The organism is Dictyobacter halimunensis, from assembly GCF_036245075.1.
In genome coordinates, this window is record NZ_BSRI01000002.1 from 342,815 (window position 1) to 361,278 (window position 18,464).

The window sequence follows — 18,464 nt, forward strand, 5'->3', positions numbered from 1 at the left end:
TTTTTGGCTCTTTCTTACAACATGAGCGGCATGAAAAGTAGGGATATGTTATCCTTCTCTCTATGGAACAAACAACAAAAGAATATACTATAATAGCTTTAATGGTTGTGTTTCAAATCTCGATCAAGTTCGTAAAGAAAGCTGTTTCTTATGGCACCCAATTCATCTGATGAAAGCAATGAACAAAAGAAAGCTCAGGTTCAGGCTTATTTTAGTCGCACGGCGGCCAATTATGTTACCAGCGCCTCGCACCGGACCGGTAGTGACTTGCAGCGCTTAGTCGCTCTGGGAGAATGGAAACCATCGCTCCGCGCCATCGATATCGCCACCGGTGGTGGGCATACTGCCCTTGCTGTAGCTCCCCATGTAGCGGAGATTATGGTCACCGATCTGACCCCCACCATGCTGCAGCAGGCCCGGGCATTTCTGCTGGAACAGGGGGTGACAAATGCCCACTTCCAGATCGCCGATGCCGAGCATTTGCCTTTTGAGGATGCAAGCTTTGAACGTGCCACCTGTCGTATCGCACCCCATCATTTTCCTAATGTTACCCAGGCGATCAGCGAAGTTGCGCGTGTCCTCACACCCGGTGGACTCTTTCTCCTCATCGATAGCTGCGCGCCCACCGATCCTGAACTGGATATTTTTGATAATACGATTGAAAAGTGGCGCGACGACTCCCATGGTCGCTCCTATAATCGTCTTGAGTGGAATGCCTTCCTCGAGGGAGCGGGACTCCTGGTCGAGCGCCAGGAGATCTTCCGCCGTACACACCAGTATCAGGATTGGACGGCTCGCTCTCAAATGCCCGAAGCTGAGAAACAGAAGCTTGAAGACTATATCCTCAACAGCACTCCTGCGATACAGCACTATTTTGAAGTGATCAGAGGAGCGGATGACCGTCTGAAAAGTTTGTCCATGGACTTTATCTTGCTCAAGGGCCGCAAGCCAAAAGTATAGTCACATTTTTTGGACAATTCAGGACCGATTGTTACCTTTACTCCTGCTATGCTGTACCAGAAACAGGGAAAGAAGCACGTTCGTGACGATCGCTAACTGGCCCTGACTGAACGGCAGACTTCTCAGCATAACAGTGTGTACAAAAAAGGAGCAAGCGATGAAACTTATCTGTGTCCGTTTATTAACAAATAACTTTGCAGCCTCCCTCAAATTCTGGCGCGATATCGTCGGTCTGAATTTAACCTACAGTGACGAGACCATGGGCTACGCCTATTTTGAGCTCGACGGAACTGGGCTGGAACTGTTCAAGCAAGACGAGTTTATGAATTCGATTGGCGCGGTACCCGCGGGACAAACATCCACAGAACAGCAATCGGTACTCAACTTCAAGGTGGAGGATGTAGATGCAACCTATGCCGAACTGCTCCAACGCGGCGCCAATGCGATCTCCAGACCCCAGGATCGTCCAGCCTGGCAGGCTCGCACAGCCCATTTCAGCGATCCAGATGGGCATATCCTCGAGATTTATAGTCCCCTCAGCCAAAATGATATTCCAACAGCCTGACTGTGTGCAAAAAAGCCATAAGACGAGCGCCTACAGGCGCTCGTCTAGATGGAGATCCTGGTGCAGCACGATAGGTGGATGCAGACGCATCCACCTATCGTGCTGCACCAGGATCTCCATCCAAAGAAAAAGTCCTGGCTTGAATGCACATAATTTATAACATATAGGCTAGGCTATTGTGGGCCTGCCATTAACTAGGTTATAATAGACATTAATACTACACATGTGACATTATTCAGCTATAGAAGATCATTGTTACACTCTTCACAGCTACAATTTGTCTCAATAGGCAGATAGGCAAATAAGATGAACGGAAAAGTCACCTATCGCCAGCAATTTACACGCTGCGGAAAAGAACGTTGCCGTAAATGCAAGGAAGGCTCAGGGCACGGACCATACTGGTATGCCTATTGGAGCGTGAATGGCCGTACCGTCAGTAAGTATATTGGGACGAATCTCCCCGAGGCGGTAAAACAGGAACAGCTCGTCACTACTACTACCTCTACAGCTTCTTCTCCATCCGAGCCTCTTTTGCGCGTGTATGTTCTGGGCCAGTTCAGGATTGAACGAAAAATGGAACAGGGTACCTGGCAGCCTATCGATGGTCGCCTCTGGCATCGGCGACGCGCCCGTTCACTACTTGGCTGCCTATTGAGTAGTCCCAATCGGCGCTTGAGCCGCGAGCAGATTATGGATCAGCTCTGGCCCGATCTGGAGATCGATATCGCCGCCAATCGCCTCAATGGCGCGGTTCATGAGTTGCGGCAGATGCTCGAACCGGACCTGACGCGACCGGCTGCTTCTCGCCTGCTCAAGCTCGAGCGCGATGTACTTGAACTGGCCGGTCATCAACAGATATGGGTCGATGCGGAAGCCTTCGAGAACCTCATCAAAGAAGCGGATACCTCCACAGATCCGGTACGCACCAGGCAGTTGCAGGAGGAGGCGGCAAATCTATATCGAGGCAGCTACCTGTTAGAAGAGTTGTACTCGGAGTGGGCAGGCCAGCGCCGCGATGCACTCCAGCGGGCATGGGTAGGACTGCTACTCAACCTGGCACAGAGCCAGGCGGAAAATGAGGAGTACGCCAGCGCCATTGAGACCCTGGACCGGCTGCGCACCGCGGATCCCACCAATGAGACCGCACTTCAGCATCTGATGATGCTCTTAACGCAGCGCGATCGTCGTGGTGAAGCGCTACAGGTGTACAAACGCCATCAGGAGATGCTAGAACGCGACTATGAAAGTGAGCCCCTGCCCGAAACGATTGAGCTTTATGAGAAGCTCCGTAATGGGCATGTGCCAGCGTTATACACCCAGAAAACCGAGAGCATACTGATAACAGAACCATTGGAAGAGCTTCAACCGGTTGATCTCACTTTCACGCGCCCTCTCTTCCAACTGGGCAGACATTATCAGAGTCGCTTGATCGGCCGAGAGCGAGAGATTCAGACGCTGCGGCAGGTAATGCGCTCCCTGGAAAAAAAGGCTACGCGACCGACGGCCCCCACAAGTAAGGATCATCATCTGCTGCCGGCCAACATCCGGCAATCACCATTTCCGCCCTCGTCAGCGTCACGTCCCCGTCATACCCATTTTGTCTTGCTACGTGGTGAACCCGGGATTGGGAAAACACGCCTGGCTGAAGAGCTGAGCCTTGAAGCATATCAACATGGCTGGACGGTCGCCTGGAGCCGATCCTATGAGCAGGAGAGCACGATCCCCTATCATCCCTGGACCGATCTGTTACGCACCCTTTGCAAGAGCACATCGATATTTACTGATATAGCCAATCGGAAGCAAGATGCTACAACCGATATGATGCTGCGCGAGCTGGCCGCTTCCCCGCTAAAGCTGGAACGTTTGAGTACGCTATTGCCTGATCTGCAAATATTGCACCCCGGCACCGAAAAGTCGGCTATCCCGGTCTCGCTAGAGCAGGAACGGCTACACCTGTGGGAAGCGGTGCTCGGACTGATTGAAACCTTTAGCAAGCAGCATCCGTTGCTGCTGGTGCTTGACGATCTCCACTGGGCGGATGATAGCAGCATCGATCTTCTGACCTACCTGATCCATCACCTGCAGGAACAGTCCGTCCTGTTAATCGGTACCTGCCGCGAGGGCGAGCTGGCTCCGCAGCATAAGCTGCGCACATTGATCGCGGACCTGCAGCGTGAGCAGGCCGTGGTCGTGGTCCCAATTCTACCACTTACCTCCACCCAGATTGGGTCACTGGTTGCCCACCTGCCGCAGGACCTGGTGGAGAGTATTCAATCGCAGGCGGCGGGCAATCCGTTTTTTGCGGAGGAACTGGCGCGCTATGTAGATATATCAGCCAATGAGCAAAGCGATGCCAGCAGGTTGGGTGCGCTCACAACCCTCGATGAGACGCCTTCCGCCGGACAGTCTTTCGGCAGCTATAGTGCTCACCAGAAAATGAGCGGGGCGACAACCCAGCCAGAATCTGAACATCAACCGGCGGCGATCTCATTGCCAGAGGCGATAGCGGCCGTGCTGGAACGACGCCTGGGCAGACTCAGCCAGGGCTGCCAGCAGCTACTCGGTAAAGCTGCTGTCATTGGTGGCTCGTTTGAACTGCGCCAACTCGTTCCCATGGCGGGCGACGCCGACGAGGATACAGTCCTGGACCTGCTCGATGAGGCGTTGAATGCTGGTCTGCTCATCGAAGAGGGTTCAGGGGCGAACATTGCCTACCATTTCTGGCATCCGCTGATTATTAGCCACCTGTATAGCCGGCTCTCAGCGGCACGCCGGGCTCAACTCCATCGCCGGGCGGCCGAAACGCTGATCGCCACCTCTAGTAGCCAACCGGAGAAGGCCGCCACCACCATCGTCTATCACCTGAGCAAAGGGGGCGGAGACCGTGAAACTCTGGCCTACTACGCGGAAATCTCGGCGAATCAGGCCTACGGGTTGGCCGCCTATACGGAAGCTCAACAATATTATATCCTGGTCTTTCAGGCTCTCAGCGGCAATGAATTCACGGCCGCCAATCAAATTAATGCCCACCACTATATCCAGCACATCATTGCCAGGGATTGCGAGCAGATCCCATTTAACGATCCTCTGCACCTCTGCCGTATTTTGGAGCGTATCGCTGAATGCAGCATCATCCTGGGATCATTCGCCGATGGACGCCAGGTCTACGAATATATTTTGCACCTGCGCACCAGCGCACGCTTTGAACGCTATCTTTCAATGGAACTGGCCATCTCTCTGGAAGAGGTTGCAGAGCTCAGGAAGAAGGAGGCGCAGATTCAGGCCATGCTCTGGCGCGAAATCGGCAATACCTGGACCTACACCAGCGAATACGAACCGGCGTATCGCTGCTATGAACGGGGTAAGACGGCTATGGTACAGGCAGGCATCACCAGTGGAGCAGCCTGGGCCTGCCTCCATCTGCAATATGGCGCCCTCTTCCGCCTGGAAGGCGACTATACGCAAGCCCGACGCTATTTACAGGAAGCTCTGACCATGCTCGAGGAGGTTGTTCAGACTCCCCCTCTTCCGTATCAGAGAATCGATATCGCGCGCGAATCAGGCGCGCAGACCAGGCGCGTCCATGATCTGTCGCTTACCCGCATTGAGCGAGCTCTCACCGGAGATCCGCTGGAGATCGGCTATGCGCATGAAAGACTCGGGATCGTGGCGGTCAGCCTGGGAGAAGTTAATAGCGCCCTGGAACACCTGGATGTCGCGCTGACAATCTATGAACAGAGCGAACTGGTCTCGGAAATGGTTCGGGTATGCGGCAATCTAGGAGCCGTCAATATCGTTAAGGGAGCGCACGATGAGGCTCGCCGCTATATGCAGCGCGCATTGGAACTGGCCGAACGCAGCGGCGATATACCCAACATGACCTTTATAGCTCATAACCTGGGCGATGTAGCCCAGCGCTCCGGCTCCTTACGTGAAGCGGAGGGCTGGTTCAAACGCAGCCTGGAACTGGCCGAGCGCATCAATGACCGTGAACGCCTGAGTTGGAGTTATATCGCGCTGACCACCATACAGGCCGATATGGGCAATCTTCAGGAAGCAACCAATAGTATTCGCCGCGCCATCTCTATCAGCCGCGCGAGCAAGAGTACACGCTGTATCCGCTATGCATTGTTGGGATTGGCCGACCTCAGGATTACACAGGTGATCGCGACCCGCTATTATCCTGATGACGGGGTACGCAATCGCTACCAGGCACAATTGCTCTCCCGGGCCAGCAAAACCTTACAGCGCTCGATTACCCTTGAGGGGATGGAAGCTGAAAACATTATCGATGCCAAACACTCGCTGGCCATGGTGTATTTCTTGCAAGGAGATTTACAGAGCGCCCACGAAATCGCGCTGCAGACGCTCAAGGATGCCCAGGATTACGAGACCATGCGCATTGTCGAGAGGGCATATCGGCTCCTGGGTCGTATCACGCATGCACAGGGACAAGCAGAGCAGGCTGTGGCTTATTTCCGGCAAGCGCTACACATCTGTCAGGAACATGGTTTGCGCCTCGACTACGCGCGTACCCTGGCCTGCTATGGAGCGCTGCTGCTTGAGCAGGATCAAAACATCGCTCCTGCTACACTTGCACTGGAGAATAATACGTCCGATACACCTCTCCACCAGCGCGGACGACACTATATCGAAGAGAGTTATCAGATTTTCCGTGAATGCCACGCGGCTATCGACCTGGCGATGGCAGAGCACCTGCTATCCCAACCAGCCCTGGTCCGTAGCTTGACTTAAAATAATACCTTATGGTAATCTTATTGATGAGCACCAATCGTGGTGTCCGCTTTTACCACTATCATTTCCTTCTTCAATCAGAAAGGGCAGTAATTCTCGATGGCTAAGGCGAAAGACAAACATCTGTTTGCACGCTGTGGCTGCCGTCTGTGCATCTTTGCACCCGGGCAGCGCCTGATCGCCCATAGCCTCACTATGCCCTTTTTCAGGTCAGGCGCACAACCCATCGTTACCATTGCAGATCTATAACCTGACCACCTTCGCATAGCAACATCAGCCATCAGGCCGTGGGCGCATATTCCTATACGTTTATGTTCGCCAGGAGCCTGCCTGCGCCTGCTACAATGCCCATTCGGTCCGTCTCACCGGACAAGATGCTCCAACATGAATGCATAGGGGTGCGCCCACCTGCGCATGCGAAGCGTTCATGAGACTTTTTCAACATGAACCATCGATCATTATGCACAAAGGAATGGAGTATCCCTTATGACCACTATCGATTTACCAGCCAGTCTGACCGTTCGTGCCGCCAGAAGAGAGGATGCCCAGGCGATTGTCGATCTCTATTCCCTGGTCGAAGAGGCCGAAACTGGACAGAGCGATAATATCATTGATGATGTCTATGACCTATGGGATGGAGAGCGCATAGATCTGGCCCACAATTCCTGCTCCATCTTCGCTCCTCATGGTGAGTTGATCGGATATACAGCGGTCGCCAATACCGGCCGAGGCGTGCTGCTGGATGTCCATACACAGGCTCACCCGGACTATGCTGAGCTCTCGCTGTTCAGCTACCTCCTTCAATTCGCCGAGGAACGCGCGCGCGTATTGCTGGAAACCGACGAAAAGCTGCCGCGCCGTCTCTATACCTGGGGCTTTACCCCGGCAAATACCGCTCGCTTTGTCCAGCATGGCTTTACCATCGAGAACAGCGACTACCGCATGGAAGTGGTCATGCAGACAGAGCCACCACAGCCACAGTCTCTACCGGGCGTCACTATCCGCCCGTTTATAGCAGGACAAGAGGAGCGCGCCGTCTATGACGTGATCGCCGAAGCTTTTCCGGATATCGATGGCAAGCCGTATCGGCCGTATGAGGACTGGTATGAAAAGGTATTCGAGAAGACGCCCAGCTTTGATCCGGCCATGCTCTATGTAGCCGTCGCCGAAGGTCAGATTGTAGGCACCATCAGCTGCCGCGTCTATCCGCAAAACGGCGAGGGCTTCATCTGGCAGGTCGCGATGCGGCGCGCCTGGCGCAAGCGTGGGATCGCGAGCCTGCTCATACGTACTGCCCTGGTCGCATACTATCAGGGCGGCATGAAACGCATCCAGCTAGACGTCGATGCTAACAACGCCACCGGCGCCCATCAGCTCTACGCCAGCCTCGGCATGCACAAATACTCGCAAGTCGATAGCCTGCAAAAACTGCTCTAGTTTTGCAAAATCTCGGAAGCTCAGCAACTGCTCTAAAGCAGAGCTCTGGATTTTGTTGTATGATGGAAACAAGTCTCCGCTGCATCAGCGCCGTTTATGCGGCGCTGATGCAGCTTGATCTTGCTGCTTTATAGCACCGAAAATGAAAGGTGAAGCATTGTATGTCCGATAGCACCTTAGAACAGCAAACGCAGAAACGCCATGCAATTGAAGATGAGATCGCGCAACTTTTTGCTCCCGAAGATGATGGGCTACGCCACGCTTTGCAGGCCGCTAAAGAAGGAGGCCTGCCAGAAATTCAGATCAACCCCATCCAGGGAAAGTTGCTCCAGGTTTTTGCCGCCGCTAACCAGTCGCGCAAGATCCTGGAAATCGGATCGCTGGCCGGCTACAGCGGTATCTGGCTGGCTCGAGCCTTACCCGCCGATGGTCGCCTGATCAGTCTGGAGCTCGAACCCAGACACGCCGAGGTGATCCGTGCTTCATTCGCCCACGCGGGTTTAGCAGACCGCACAGAGGTGCGCGTGGGCAATGCCCTGGATCTGCTACCAGGACTTCAGGCTGCGGCCCCCTTTGATCTTATTTTCATCGATGCCGATAAGGCAGGTTATCCTCAATACCTGGAATGGGCCATTAAGCTTAGCCGCCCGGGAAGCATCATTATCGCCGACAATTGTGTTCGTGACGGCAGGGTCTTCACGGCTTCGCCCGATATGGATGCCGATACAGCGGGACTGGTCAAATATAACCAGCTCACGCGTGAGCATCCACGTCTGACCACGATCGTGCTGGCCAATGACAACGACTACACCGATGGTTTCAACGTCGCCGTCGTTAAATAATGATATTGAGAAAGCGGTGGAGCAGGAGAGCGGTCGTGACCGCTCTCCCGCTCCACCGCTTTCTCACCATTGCAGGCTATCTTAATTCGCCAGCAGTTTATCCCAACCAATCAATTGGAGGGGTCCCTGTCCAGATGGAAGCGCCAATGACGTGCGCGTCCCGCTAGTGAGATCAATGGACCAGAGTTGATAAGCCTGCGCGCGATTGGTCCCACCAACCACCAGTTGTCGGCCCGTTGGAGAGAGCGCCAGGCTATTATCGCAGATAGCTCCATCCGCTGGTGAGTTGCTACAGAGCGCTTTTGCCTGCCCACCCACAATATCACTTAACAGGACCTCGCTGGAAGAAGTTTTCTTGATGTCAAAGCCGCCGGTCCCCTGATTCCAGCTGATATAGACAATAGACCAGGTATTCGCTGCGTCTCTGGAATAGCCAATCGGGGTGCCATTGGATTGCACTACATAATCGGCTGAGGGAGGCGTGTTGCCCGGGTGCATATAAATGTCCTGTTGCGCGGCGGTATTCTTCTTGACGTAATAAATGTTTTCAGAAATCGGATCCATCCAGAATACGCCAGAATCAGCCTGAGAAACAACCTGTTGCTCCTGACTCTGCTCATCATCTACGTTGATGCGATAGAGGCTCTGGACGCGAATATAATACAGGAAATGGTTGCGGTAAAAAGCCAGCTTGTCCGCCTGAATAGTCTGCGCCAACCTTGTGGGATCTTTATCGCGATTCTTTGTATCTACCTTCCAGAGTGAGCCGTCGTCGGTGACCAGAAAAACGCTACTGTCATCGGTCGACCAGACGGCGTTTAAGCCACGTCCGTTAAAGTAGTATTGCTCACCGGAAAGAAAGATATAGGTGGTCTGCTGCGCATTACGATCGTATACGTGATAGACCAGGTTATCACCGGCGTGTGAAACACCATCTACCATAGCGGTACTGGCGGCGGTAACCAGCGGAACAGACCGCTTGCGGGCCGGATCGTAATTTTCGACGATCACATTCTTGCCATCCGCCGAAAAATGGGTCATGACAACCGATGACCAGGTAGCGGTTTTGTGTACGCTGGCCGACAACGGGGCAGACTTCTCAGGCACCTTTTTGTGCGCATATCCAGGACTGGATACTTGAGGGGGTTGAGTAACAGGCTGATGAGCAAAATGGGTAAACAACTGCATTGAAGAGATGATGAGTACGGCTGCCGCAACCAGGGCAAACGCCAGTCCTGCACTCTTGCGTGACCGGCTCGCTGCTGGCTGTGGCTTTTGTATATATATTGGGGGCCGGGCAGCGACAGGTACGTTGGCCTCATCGGCAGCATCTATAGCCGTAGGAAGTAAGGGCCGTGGCTCACTACGCAGTGCTGCCAGGATAGAGGCGGTTGTTGAAGGCACGGCAACTTCACCTTCGGCCAGGTACTGCCATAACGCCTGGCGCTGCTGTCCCCGTTGCCTGCGCAATGTCGCCATCGTCGCCTGGCATGTTTTGCAGGTACGTAGATGTTCTTGCATGAGACCAATCTGTTCTCTATCACCTGCATTACCCACAACACCAGAGAGATTCGGAGCAGCCTGCACATGCAGTGCCTCTACTTCATCGAAATAGAGCGCACAGGTAGTGCTCATCGGGCAGAGCGGCAGATTGAAACTCTGTGGGTCGGGATAGCTGTCCTTCATTATCTTCCTTCCTGATCGAGACGGTTGTATATGCGTTGGAATGCCTGGCGCGCTCGCGATAGCCTGCTGCGCACGGCAGATAGTGAGTCTTGTAAAGCTTCAGCAATCTCATTGTAGGAAAATCCCTCTGCATCCAGAAGCAAGCACATCGCGGAGGACTCGGGCAGTTGCGCCAGGGTACGCCGCACCAGTTCTCGCTGCATCACCTGCTCCTCAAAATGCTCATTGCTGACAAGGAAATCCTCGCCCTGCTGATCATCAAAAGAGCTATCATCATTGACGATTGGTGATGAAAAAGGGACCATCTTGATATGTTTGTGGCGTCTCCATTCGCTGCGCACCAGGTTCAGGGCAATACGATAGAGCCAGGGCGCAAAACGCAGATCTTTGTCTTCCATACGTGGCAGCGCGCGATACGCGGCCAGGAAGGTATCCTGACAAAGATCCTGTGTTAGTTGTGCATCCTGAGTCATTCCGTATATCATGCGCCTGATGCGCGGTTCATACAGTTTTACCAGAGACTCAAAGGCATCAAGTGACCCCTGACAGGCTTCCCTGACCAGTTGAGCCTCGTTTTCCACTACATTCATTTAGTCCCGATGTCCACAGAGGTGCTGAATTCAGATCTCTACAAAGAATAATACAAAACCCACGGTATTTGTCTCGATTAGAAAGATTTTTTTCAGTATCTATTCTCTCTTTAGTATGCAGTGTATTTCACTACAAAACTATGAGCTTCTTCACATTTTGACCAGGCGGTGAGGCCTCAGTGGCCGTCTTCCTCTTTTGCTTCTTCCGGTGGTGAGATAGCGGTGAGCTGGTGCTCAAGAATCTCCAGGGTCGTTCGCTGTATCTGATCATAAGCCTGCCCCAGAAGTTCCGCCAGGTTGTACCCTTTAATGTGAAAAGGAGCATCCCCCAGACGCTTGAGCAGGGTTTTGTCCACCGGTGGTAGTTGCGGCAGACCGATATGGGCATCGATGGCGGGTCCGGCCTGCCAGAAAGTAGCGATATGGTCCTCCAGGTGAAGCCTGGTTACGACTGGTTGTGCCGCCGCTACGCCGGTCTCCTCCTCTTGCACCTGTGTGTCGAATGGAACGTCGGCACGTTTACGACGCAGGCTTGAGATGATCTGCTCCTTACTGCGTCCTCGCAGGGCAAAAATCAGGAAAGGATCTGTATCAAACTGCTCGGCCAGAATATAATATACGGCGGCAATGTGCTTGCAGGGATTGGCCCAGTCGGGGCAGCTACAGATGGTACGCAGATCAGATGCCGCGGTTGGGAAGAGGGGATGGCCCGCTTCAATAAAGGCTTCTTCGATATCACGTGGCATCTCTCCGGCCAGCAATTTAGCGGCAAAGAGGGCCTGCTCGGACAGAACGGTGATGACCTGCTCCCATTGTCCATCATCCAGGGGCGAGAGATGAATCTCAATTGTATAGGGAGTCTGCAAGGATCCTTGCACGCGTGCGTTAACCTGGCCAGCTTGAATGTCAATCGAAAGCACCTGTCCCTGGCGCGCATAACGACGGCCTTGCGTCAATCGCGATCCCATGCCAAGCGCCTCCAGAGCCCGCAGCCAGCGCCTGGACCACCAGCTTTCTCCGATACTGCCATAGGCTTTTCGCGTCTTTAAACCGCCAGCCACTTTGCGGGGTCTCTGATCGGAATAATAATCCCATCCCATCTCGTCTGCCCAATCATAGCGATTATCCATATGCCTTCTCACTACCTCTTACTATTCCATGATCGCGAAGCGATCTAACGCAAAAAGCTCTTTGAGCTGGTCGGTCGATAGCTCTGTTAGCCAGTTCTCGCCACTACCCACGATACGCTCGGCCAGGTCGCGCTTCTGTTCTATCAACTGGTCGATGCGCTCCTCCAGAGTACCACTGCATATAAATTTATGTACCTGCACATGCTTTTGCTGCCCAATACGGAATGCACGATCCGTGGCTTGATTCTCGACCGCCGGGTTCCACCAGCGATCATAATGAAATACATGGTTGGCCGCGGTCAGATTGAGACCGACACCACCGGCTTTGAGGGAGAGCACAAACAGCGGAACACCGCGCTGCTCCTGTTGAAAGCGCTGGATAAACAGGTCACGGCGTTTCTTGGGTGTTCCTCCATGCAGGAACAGCGTCTCCACCCCTAGTGTATCCTGTAGATAGTGGTGCAACAGGCTACCCATCTCGGCGTACTGCGTAAAGATCAGGGCCTTGTCACCTTCTGCCAACACCTCCTCAAGCATTTCGCGCAGACGCTCTAGCTTGCCGGAGCGATCGGCGAGCTGACTATGATCGTCCATAAAATGGGCAGGATGATTACAGACCTGCTTGAGCCTGGTGAGCGCGGCCAGAATCAGCCCGCGCCGCTCGATCCCTTCGGCCTGGTCGATCTTCTCCATCATGTCCTGTACCACCGCTTCATAGAGCGAGGCCTGTTCGCGTGTCAGATTACAGAAGACCTTCATCTCCATCTTCTCAGGCAAATCCTGGATGATGGCTTTGTCGGTCTTGAGGCGCCGCAGCACAAAGGGTTGGATCAGACGCTGCAAGACATTTGAGCGCTCGGCATCATGATACAGCTCGATCGGCAAAGCAAAACGCTTGCGGAAATCGGTTCCTGATCCCAGATAGCCCGCGTTGAGAAAATCCATGATCGACCATAGCTCCTGCAGGCGATTCTCGACCGGAGTACCGGTCAGGGCAATTTTGTGCGTTGCCTGCAGCGTTTTGATGGCCTGAGTCTGTTTGGCGCTCTCATTTTTGATGTTCTGGGCTTCATCCAGCACGAGTGTCTCCCATGGTACGGCGGCCAGGTGTTCCCTGTCGCGCAGAACCAGCGTATACGTGGTAATGACGATTGCATATGCATCAACCTGCTCAAGAAACTCTTTTCCGCTCAGGCGTTCGCTGCCATGATGAATCATCACAGACAACGAGGGTGCGAAACGCTGCAGCTCATGATACCAGTTCCCCACCACCGACATGGGGCAGACGATCAGATTGGGCCTGGACGTATCCCCCGCGATCTCACGTTGATGTAATATATAGGCAATCAGCTGGATGGTTTTTCCCATTCCCATGTCATCAGCCAGGCAGGCGCCAAAACCGCACTGCCGTAAGAAGGTCAACCAGGAGACGCCTCTCTCTTGATATTGTCGCAATTTGCCCAAAAAGGTAACGGGAGCAGAAATCTGAGGAATGGTGGCGCGCTGCTCCAGGCGTTCGATCAGCTCTTGTATCCAGCCCTGCGCGCTTAATTCGACCAGTGGCAGGCCCGACTCACCCACATCTTCCGTCAAGCCAACCTTTAGCGCTTCTCCCAATGTGATATCTGTTTGCCTGGCCTGACGTCCGAAAAAGGTAAGCGCCTTTTCAATCTCTTCGGAACGCAATTCGACCCACTGGCCGCGTATATTCACCAGAGGTAGCTTCATAGCTGCCAGTTGCTGGAATTCAGCCAGCGTCAGGTCTGCATCCCCGATCGCCAGCGTCCAATCGTACTCAACCAGACTATTCATCCCCAGCAGTCCCGAGCTCATATTGGTATCCTCTTTCGGCTTGATACGCAAACGCGCACCCAGGCGTATAGGTTTCTTCCACCATGAGGGGACAAGTACGCCAAAACCACTGGCTTCCAGCAAGGGAACGGCCTGGCGCAGAAATTGATATGCCTCTTCGGTCGTCACGGTCACCTGTAGTGGATGCGCGACTTTGAGTCCCTGCTCCAGTCTGGGAAAGAGGCGAGCCGCGCGGCCCAGGTCCTGCAGCAAAAGTTCCTGTGGCTGCTCAATGGTATGTGTCAACCAGTGCAGGGTGGTCGAACGCTCTTGCCAGATCTGTTCAGCTGGCAACAGCAGGCTGGGATCGTGGCGTGCCTGCAAAAAGAATTGAATGGTCCAGGCGTCGTTGCCACCTTCAGATGGCGGCTCGACTTTAAAGCAGGTCCGAAACGAGCGTTGGGCGGTTGCTGCTTCATCGGGCGCCAGCCAGCGCCGCAACTTCTTTGCAAATACCTGCAGGATTTCCGCGCTTTCCATAATGGTATGGTGGGACGAGGTCAGAGCGGTAAGCCAGCGTTCAGGTAAAGTAGGAGCAGCCGAACGTGTAAAGAGCGTCTGCTGGCTCAGGCTCCCTCGGATAAAAGCGTCGATCCCACGCTGCAAAAAGTCCAGGATACAATCTTGCAATACCCGGCTTGTGACCTGCTCTTCAGGCGCGAAAAAGGACCAGCATACGGGGGGCATGTGCTCAGCAAAGAGCCGCACCTGTTCGCGTTCACCCTCCGATAGTTCCAGTTGCCAGTATGCATCCCCATGATCGCTGTTGGGGGTATATTGCAAGACAGGAACAAAACTCTGACGCAGCAGCAATATTTGAGCGAACAGAACCATGCGGTGCCAGAAACGGAGATCGCTTCCGGCCACATGACCCACCGGTAGGGCGTGGGGCCACGCCAATAACAGATCCAGGGCATGTCGGGGTTGAAATGCCAGCGTCTCTATGCGCCAGAATGCTAATGTGGGCTCTTCGGTGGAAGCGGCCTCGGTCAATACTTCGGGTGAAGGAAGGGGAGACTCCGCGATTGAGGGCAGGCGCAAAATCAGTGAACTGGCCTGCCCTTGATTCGTCAGGGTGCGTGGAATGAGGGGCCGTAGCGTCATGGCAATCTCAGATGTGGGAAGCATGAAAGGATGAAGCCAGGGGTAAAACTCCCTGGCTCTCTTTTTAGCTCGTGCTGATTGCTTTTTCATCAACTCTGAGGATTCGGCCCAGATGTGCAGTTGGCCACTAGAAGATTCCCAGATCGCATGCCACACAAACATATTTTTCTTATCCTTAGCAGATGGTTTCCCTGATCTCCGCGCGTCACCCCTGCGCTGGTTATAGCGTACCGGATACTCAAGTTAAGGGGTGCAGGGTCCTCCCTGACGGCCCTCCTACACCTCCCGCATTGGGAGTGTAGAGGGCTAGCCCTCTACTTGACCTGATGCCAATGGAACAGTGCTATTGGCCATCGGGCTCGTAGCGATACACCTTACTGGCCCGATTTGAGCGCGGCGATGATTTTTCACGTCCACGCACCAGCCGCTCTTCATCGGTCGGAATCAGCTTTTTGGTGGCCAGAAAACGCCTTCGCAGTCCCTGCATATCAATTGATTCATTGGCTGGGAAAAAGGCCCGATAGAGGAGAGACGCTTCCGCCAGCGTTAACGTGCCATCTCCAGTTGCTGGCTCTTTCATCTTCTGCAGAGGCATTGTCTCACGGCTCTTGGTAGACCTGGGGCGCTCCTCTTGCTGCCACCAGTCCTGATCTGGCTCCGCCGGACTCATCGTATGCATGTCGGCCAGGTAACGCAGCAGAATTTCAGGCTCCTGTTGAATATGGGCACGCAACGACTGCAAGGCAGATAAAAAGCTGGGCTGGATTTCCGGGTCCATCATCTGCTGACCCGATTCTATCTCCGCGACCGGCACCCATTGAACATGCAAACTCGGGATCGGCTGGAGATGCAGATTGGGACGTAACATATCGCGCTGCGCACGCAAAAGAATGCTATGGATTAAAGAGACGGACGACCCCTGCTCTGAACTTCCCCAGACCTGCACTTGCTGTTCCTGCCATCCCGAACGCAATTGCACCAGCGTAGCGGAATCGGCCCAACACAACAATGCATCCAACGTTCTCGCAACAGCCTCGGCTACCGATTCCCTGCCCAACACTAACCGCATCGGTGGCCCCCACGGACCCACACGGAGCAGGGCCCACAATGACCAATCGCGAACAGCAAATGCGACCACGCTAGCCGTCACGATCAAACGCCGTGGAACCGCATCACGTACCGGTCGCGCCGAAAGCGATGACCTCGTCCCGGGTTGCATTGAGCTCAAAATAACACCAATCTACCATACAAAACAAAGCACGGCCAAATATTCGCACAGTCTAGCTCAATTGTACTCACTTTCAAAAATACATGCAAGTACCTCTGTTGCTGGCAGCGAAAAAGAAAGTACCCATCAGAGGATTTTATATCCCTGACGGGCACCGCGCCTGCCTGTAGATGATAACTATTGTTTTTGCCTAGCGTCCAAAAATGAGGTGGAGGCCAAGAGCAAAGCCACTAGAAATCAGCAGAGTAATCAACATATAGAGACGATAACGTGCATATTTTACTCGTTCGTCAATTGCTATAGCTTTTGCACCACTAGTTCTACGCTTTGGATCTGGTCTTTGCATTGCCTTCCCCCTGATATCCTAAAAGTAGGAGGGTGACCTACTTAAACTAATTTATAACTACATTATATACGGTTTAAATAAGGGTTTCGTTGTAGTTAATTTGAGTGTACTTGATCCAAGCAAAAAAAGCTATGGAACCTTGCTTGCACTTGACCAAATAGCTATGCTGGTTTACAACATCGGGTCAGTTGTGGCCAACATCCAACCCTGTTTGCTATTGCTATACGCGGGACGATGATGGTGAGGAGATGGGTTCATCACTCGCTAGCTCGGGTTGTTCACCACATGGTGACCCCACCTCCTCAGAAGCCGAGGGATGATACGTCCATTCATAGTTCATTTCCAGCAGGCGGCGGGCCCTGGAAAAGTCACGGACCTGCAGGACACGGAAAACCTGCTCACAGACAGCGATAGCTTCAGCGGCCGAGGCACGCGCAATCGCGGTGTACGAGCCAAGCACGTCGTGCCGCCTGGCTGAACGAAAAGAGAGATGTACTTTTTCGAGCGTCTCTGAGAATTCGGCCTGTAACTGGTCGTTCCATTCCTGCTTCTCAACCAGTTCTACCGCCCGACTGAGAAAACGTGCACAAACTTTGACCACCTTGTTATAGTCAGCGTTGCGACAATCCAGTAACGCATGGAGGATGCGCTGCTCATCAGCGACATCGAGCGCCACTACAGAAAAAATACTGGCCTCTCCTCCCATCTCTTGAATATCGTGGGCTAACTGCCGAAAAAGCTTTTCTACCTCTTCCGAGTACGGCAATAGATACACAGAGTTCTGTAACGCATAAGCACCAAGATTCTGTAGCCGGCGCCAGACCCAGACGCGTTTCTGGGATGGCTCACTGGGTACTTTATAAGTAAGTTGTAGCCAGCGCATGACTCCATGCTCTTGCATCTCTGCTCTCCTGCTAGAAAAATGATCGCTTTGTATCTACAGTTACCAATCGCTGCTATCGTACTCCAAAAAAAGCTGTGAAGTCAAGCATATATCGATCTACAAGCATGCCTGAACGGCGCTGGTAGCATCCATCAATTACGCACAAAAATGATATACTGAAGGGCAATCGGAGGCTGGATGGATGTATCTATCCATTTTGCAGGTAACGAGGTACATGATGAGCATATGGCGGCAAAGGTTTGAGCAGACGCGTACATCCCTGTATTCTGGTCTGCTCGCGCCACAGATCATCGGGATACTGCTCGCCTGGCAACAAAGGATGATCATAAACTGGCTCGCGCTGACCGTGGCTCTCTTGTTAAATCTGGTTCTCTTTCTATTCCTCCATAACTATCTCATCAGATCGGATCTGGGGGATACGGTTGATTGGTATTCCGTCATCCTTCGCAGCCTGGCCCGCAGTCTATTTGTCGTCAGCACGTGTGCACTGCAAGGAAGTTTGTCTGGCGGGGCCGCTATCCTGGCCGCCCTGCCCATTGGACTCTACACGGCCGTCGTCGCCTATCTACAGCAATTTTCAGCGCTTCGCTTGGGGTCCGGGAGAGAAAACGTAGCACCAGAAGCCAGGGAGGCGCGCCTGGTTGGGGCTGCTCTGATCGGCCTCATCACCCTGGCGATCTTGCTGGATTGTCTGCTGAGTGTCTATCCATGGTACGCCAGCATCGCCATTCTGACGACGTTCCCCCTGCTCTTCGCGCTTTACCATATCGACCAGGATCTCCAACTACGCATCAGTGCCCGTGGTGCTTACTGGCAAACCGTTCTCCTCTTCTCTATCGCTCTGCTCGTTCATGGCCTGATCGGCGTATAAATCCTCTGATCGTTCGTAGCCAGGTTACATTTTCTGGAGTGTCAGCGAAAATTGGGCACCAAAACTCTTTATAAAGCCTTTTTCATTTCATATAATATGATAGAACTATAGTTGGAGCGTCAGAATCAGCAGAAACGCCTATCACCTGTCCATGCAGTAGGCACTCATTACCGGGCCAACAGCAGAATGTGTTGG

12 protein-coding genes are annotated in these 18,464 nt (G+C 53.4%); 6 read left to right on the forward strand and 6 right to left on the reverse strand.

From position 1 onward, the window contains the following. The first annotated feature begins 150 nt into the window (after positions 1–150). The 5 genes from AABA21_RS15530 to AABA21_RS15550 all read left to right on the forward strand — a co-directional run bounded on the left by AABA21_RS15530 (position 151) and on the right by AABA21_RS15550 (position 8,559). Positions 151–960: a class I SAM-dependent methyltransferase gene (locus tag AABA21_RS15530; RefSeq protein WP_338251622.1), complete on the forward strand. Its 810-nt coding sequence runs from the start codon at positions 151–153 to the stop codon at positions 958–960. A 157-nt stretch (positions 961–1,117) separates the two neighbouring features. Further along, complete coding sequence (locus tag AABA21_RS15535; RefSeq protein ID WP_338251624.1) at positions 1,118–1,525, forward strand: VOC family protein; 408 nt, start codon at positions 1,118–1,120, stop codon at positions 1,523–1,525. 306 nt (positions 1,526–1,831) lie between these two features. Further along, positions 1,832–6,280 carry a DUF6788 family protein gene (locus AABA21_RS15540; RefSeq protein ID WP_338251626.1) on the forward strand — a complete coding sequence of 1,483 codons (4,449 nt, stop codon included), beginning with the start codon at positions 1,832–1,834 and terminating at the stop codon, positions 6,278–6,280. Positions 6,281–6,766: 486 nt separating this feature from the next. Then, positions 6,767–7,717: a GNAT family N-acetyltransferase gene (locus AABA21_RS15545; protein WP_338251628.1), complete on the forward strand. Its 951-nt coding sequence runs from the start codon at positions 6,767–6,769 to the stop codon at positions 7,715–7,717. 161 nt (positions 7,718–7,878) lie between these two features. Further along, positions 7,879–8,559, forward strand: coding sequence for an O-methyltransferase (locus AABA21_RS15550; protein ID WP_338251629.1), 681 nt, complete (start codon positions 7,879–7,881; stop codon positions 8,557–8,559). Between the two features lie 81 nt (positions 8,560–8,640). Here the strand turns inward: AABA21_RS15550 and AABA21_RS15555 are convergent, their stop codons facing one another. The 6 genes from AABA21_RS15555 to AABA21_RS15580 form a co-directional block, all read right to left on the reverse strand. After that, positions 8,641–10,245, reverse strand: coding sequence for a hypothetical protein (locus tag AABA21_RS15555; protein ID WP_338251630.1), 1,605 nt, complete (start codon positions 10,243–10,245; stop codon positions 8,641–8,643). Next, positions 10,245–10,835, reverse strand: coding sequence for an RNA polymerase sigma factor (locus AABA21_RS15560; protein ID WP_126594304.1), 591 nt, complete (start codon positions 10,833–10,835; stop codon positions 10,245–10,247). The genes AABA21_RS15555 and AABA21_RS15560 overlap by 1 nt, the downstream gene beginning before the upstream one ends. 176 nt (positions 10,836–11,011) lie before the next feature. Next, the gene (locus tag AABA21_RS15565; RefSeq protein ID WP_338251634.1) at positions 11,012–11,965 is read right to left on the reverse strand and encodes an SWIM zinc finger family protein; all 954 of its coding nucleotides are present in this window, start codon (positions 11,963–11,965) and stop codon (positions 11,012–11,014) included. A 21-nt stretch (positions 11,966–11,986) separates the two neighbouring features. Further along, positions 11,987–15,082, reverse strand: coding sequence for a DEAD/DEAH box helicase (locus AABA21_RS15570; RefSeq protein ID WP_338251637.1), 3,096 nt, complete (start codon positions 15,080–15,082; stop codon positions 11,987–11,989). A gap of 181 nt (positions 15,083–15,263) precedes the next feature. Then, a complete protein-coding gene (locus tag AABA21_RS15575; protein ID WP_338251639.1) occupies positions 15,264–16,148 on the reverse strand; it encodes a hypothetical protein in 885 nt (294 codons plus the stop codon). 566 nt (positions 16,149–16,714) lie between these two features. Further along, positions 16,715–17,395 carry a Chromate resistance protein ChrB gene (locus AABA21_RS15580; protein WP_338251641.1) on the reverse strand — a complete coding sequence of 227 codons (681 nt, stop codon included), beginning with the start codon at positions 17,393–17,395 and terminating at the stop codon, positions 16,715–16,717. 217 nt (positions 17,396–17,612) lie between these two features. Between AABA21_RS15580 and AABA21_RS15585 the strand changes: the two genes are divergently transcribed. Next, positions 17,613–18,269 carry a hypothetical protein gene (locus tag AABA21_RS15585; protein ID WP_338251642.1) on the forward strand — a complete coding sequence of 219 codons (657 nt, stop codon included), beginning with the start codon at positions 17,613–17,615 and terminating at the stop codon, positions 18,267–18,269. The last annotated feature ends 195 nt before the right edge of the window (positions 18,270–18,464 follow it).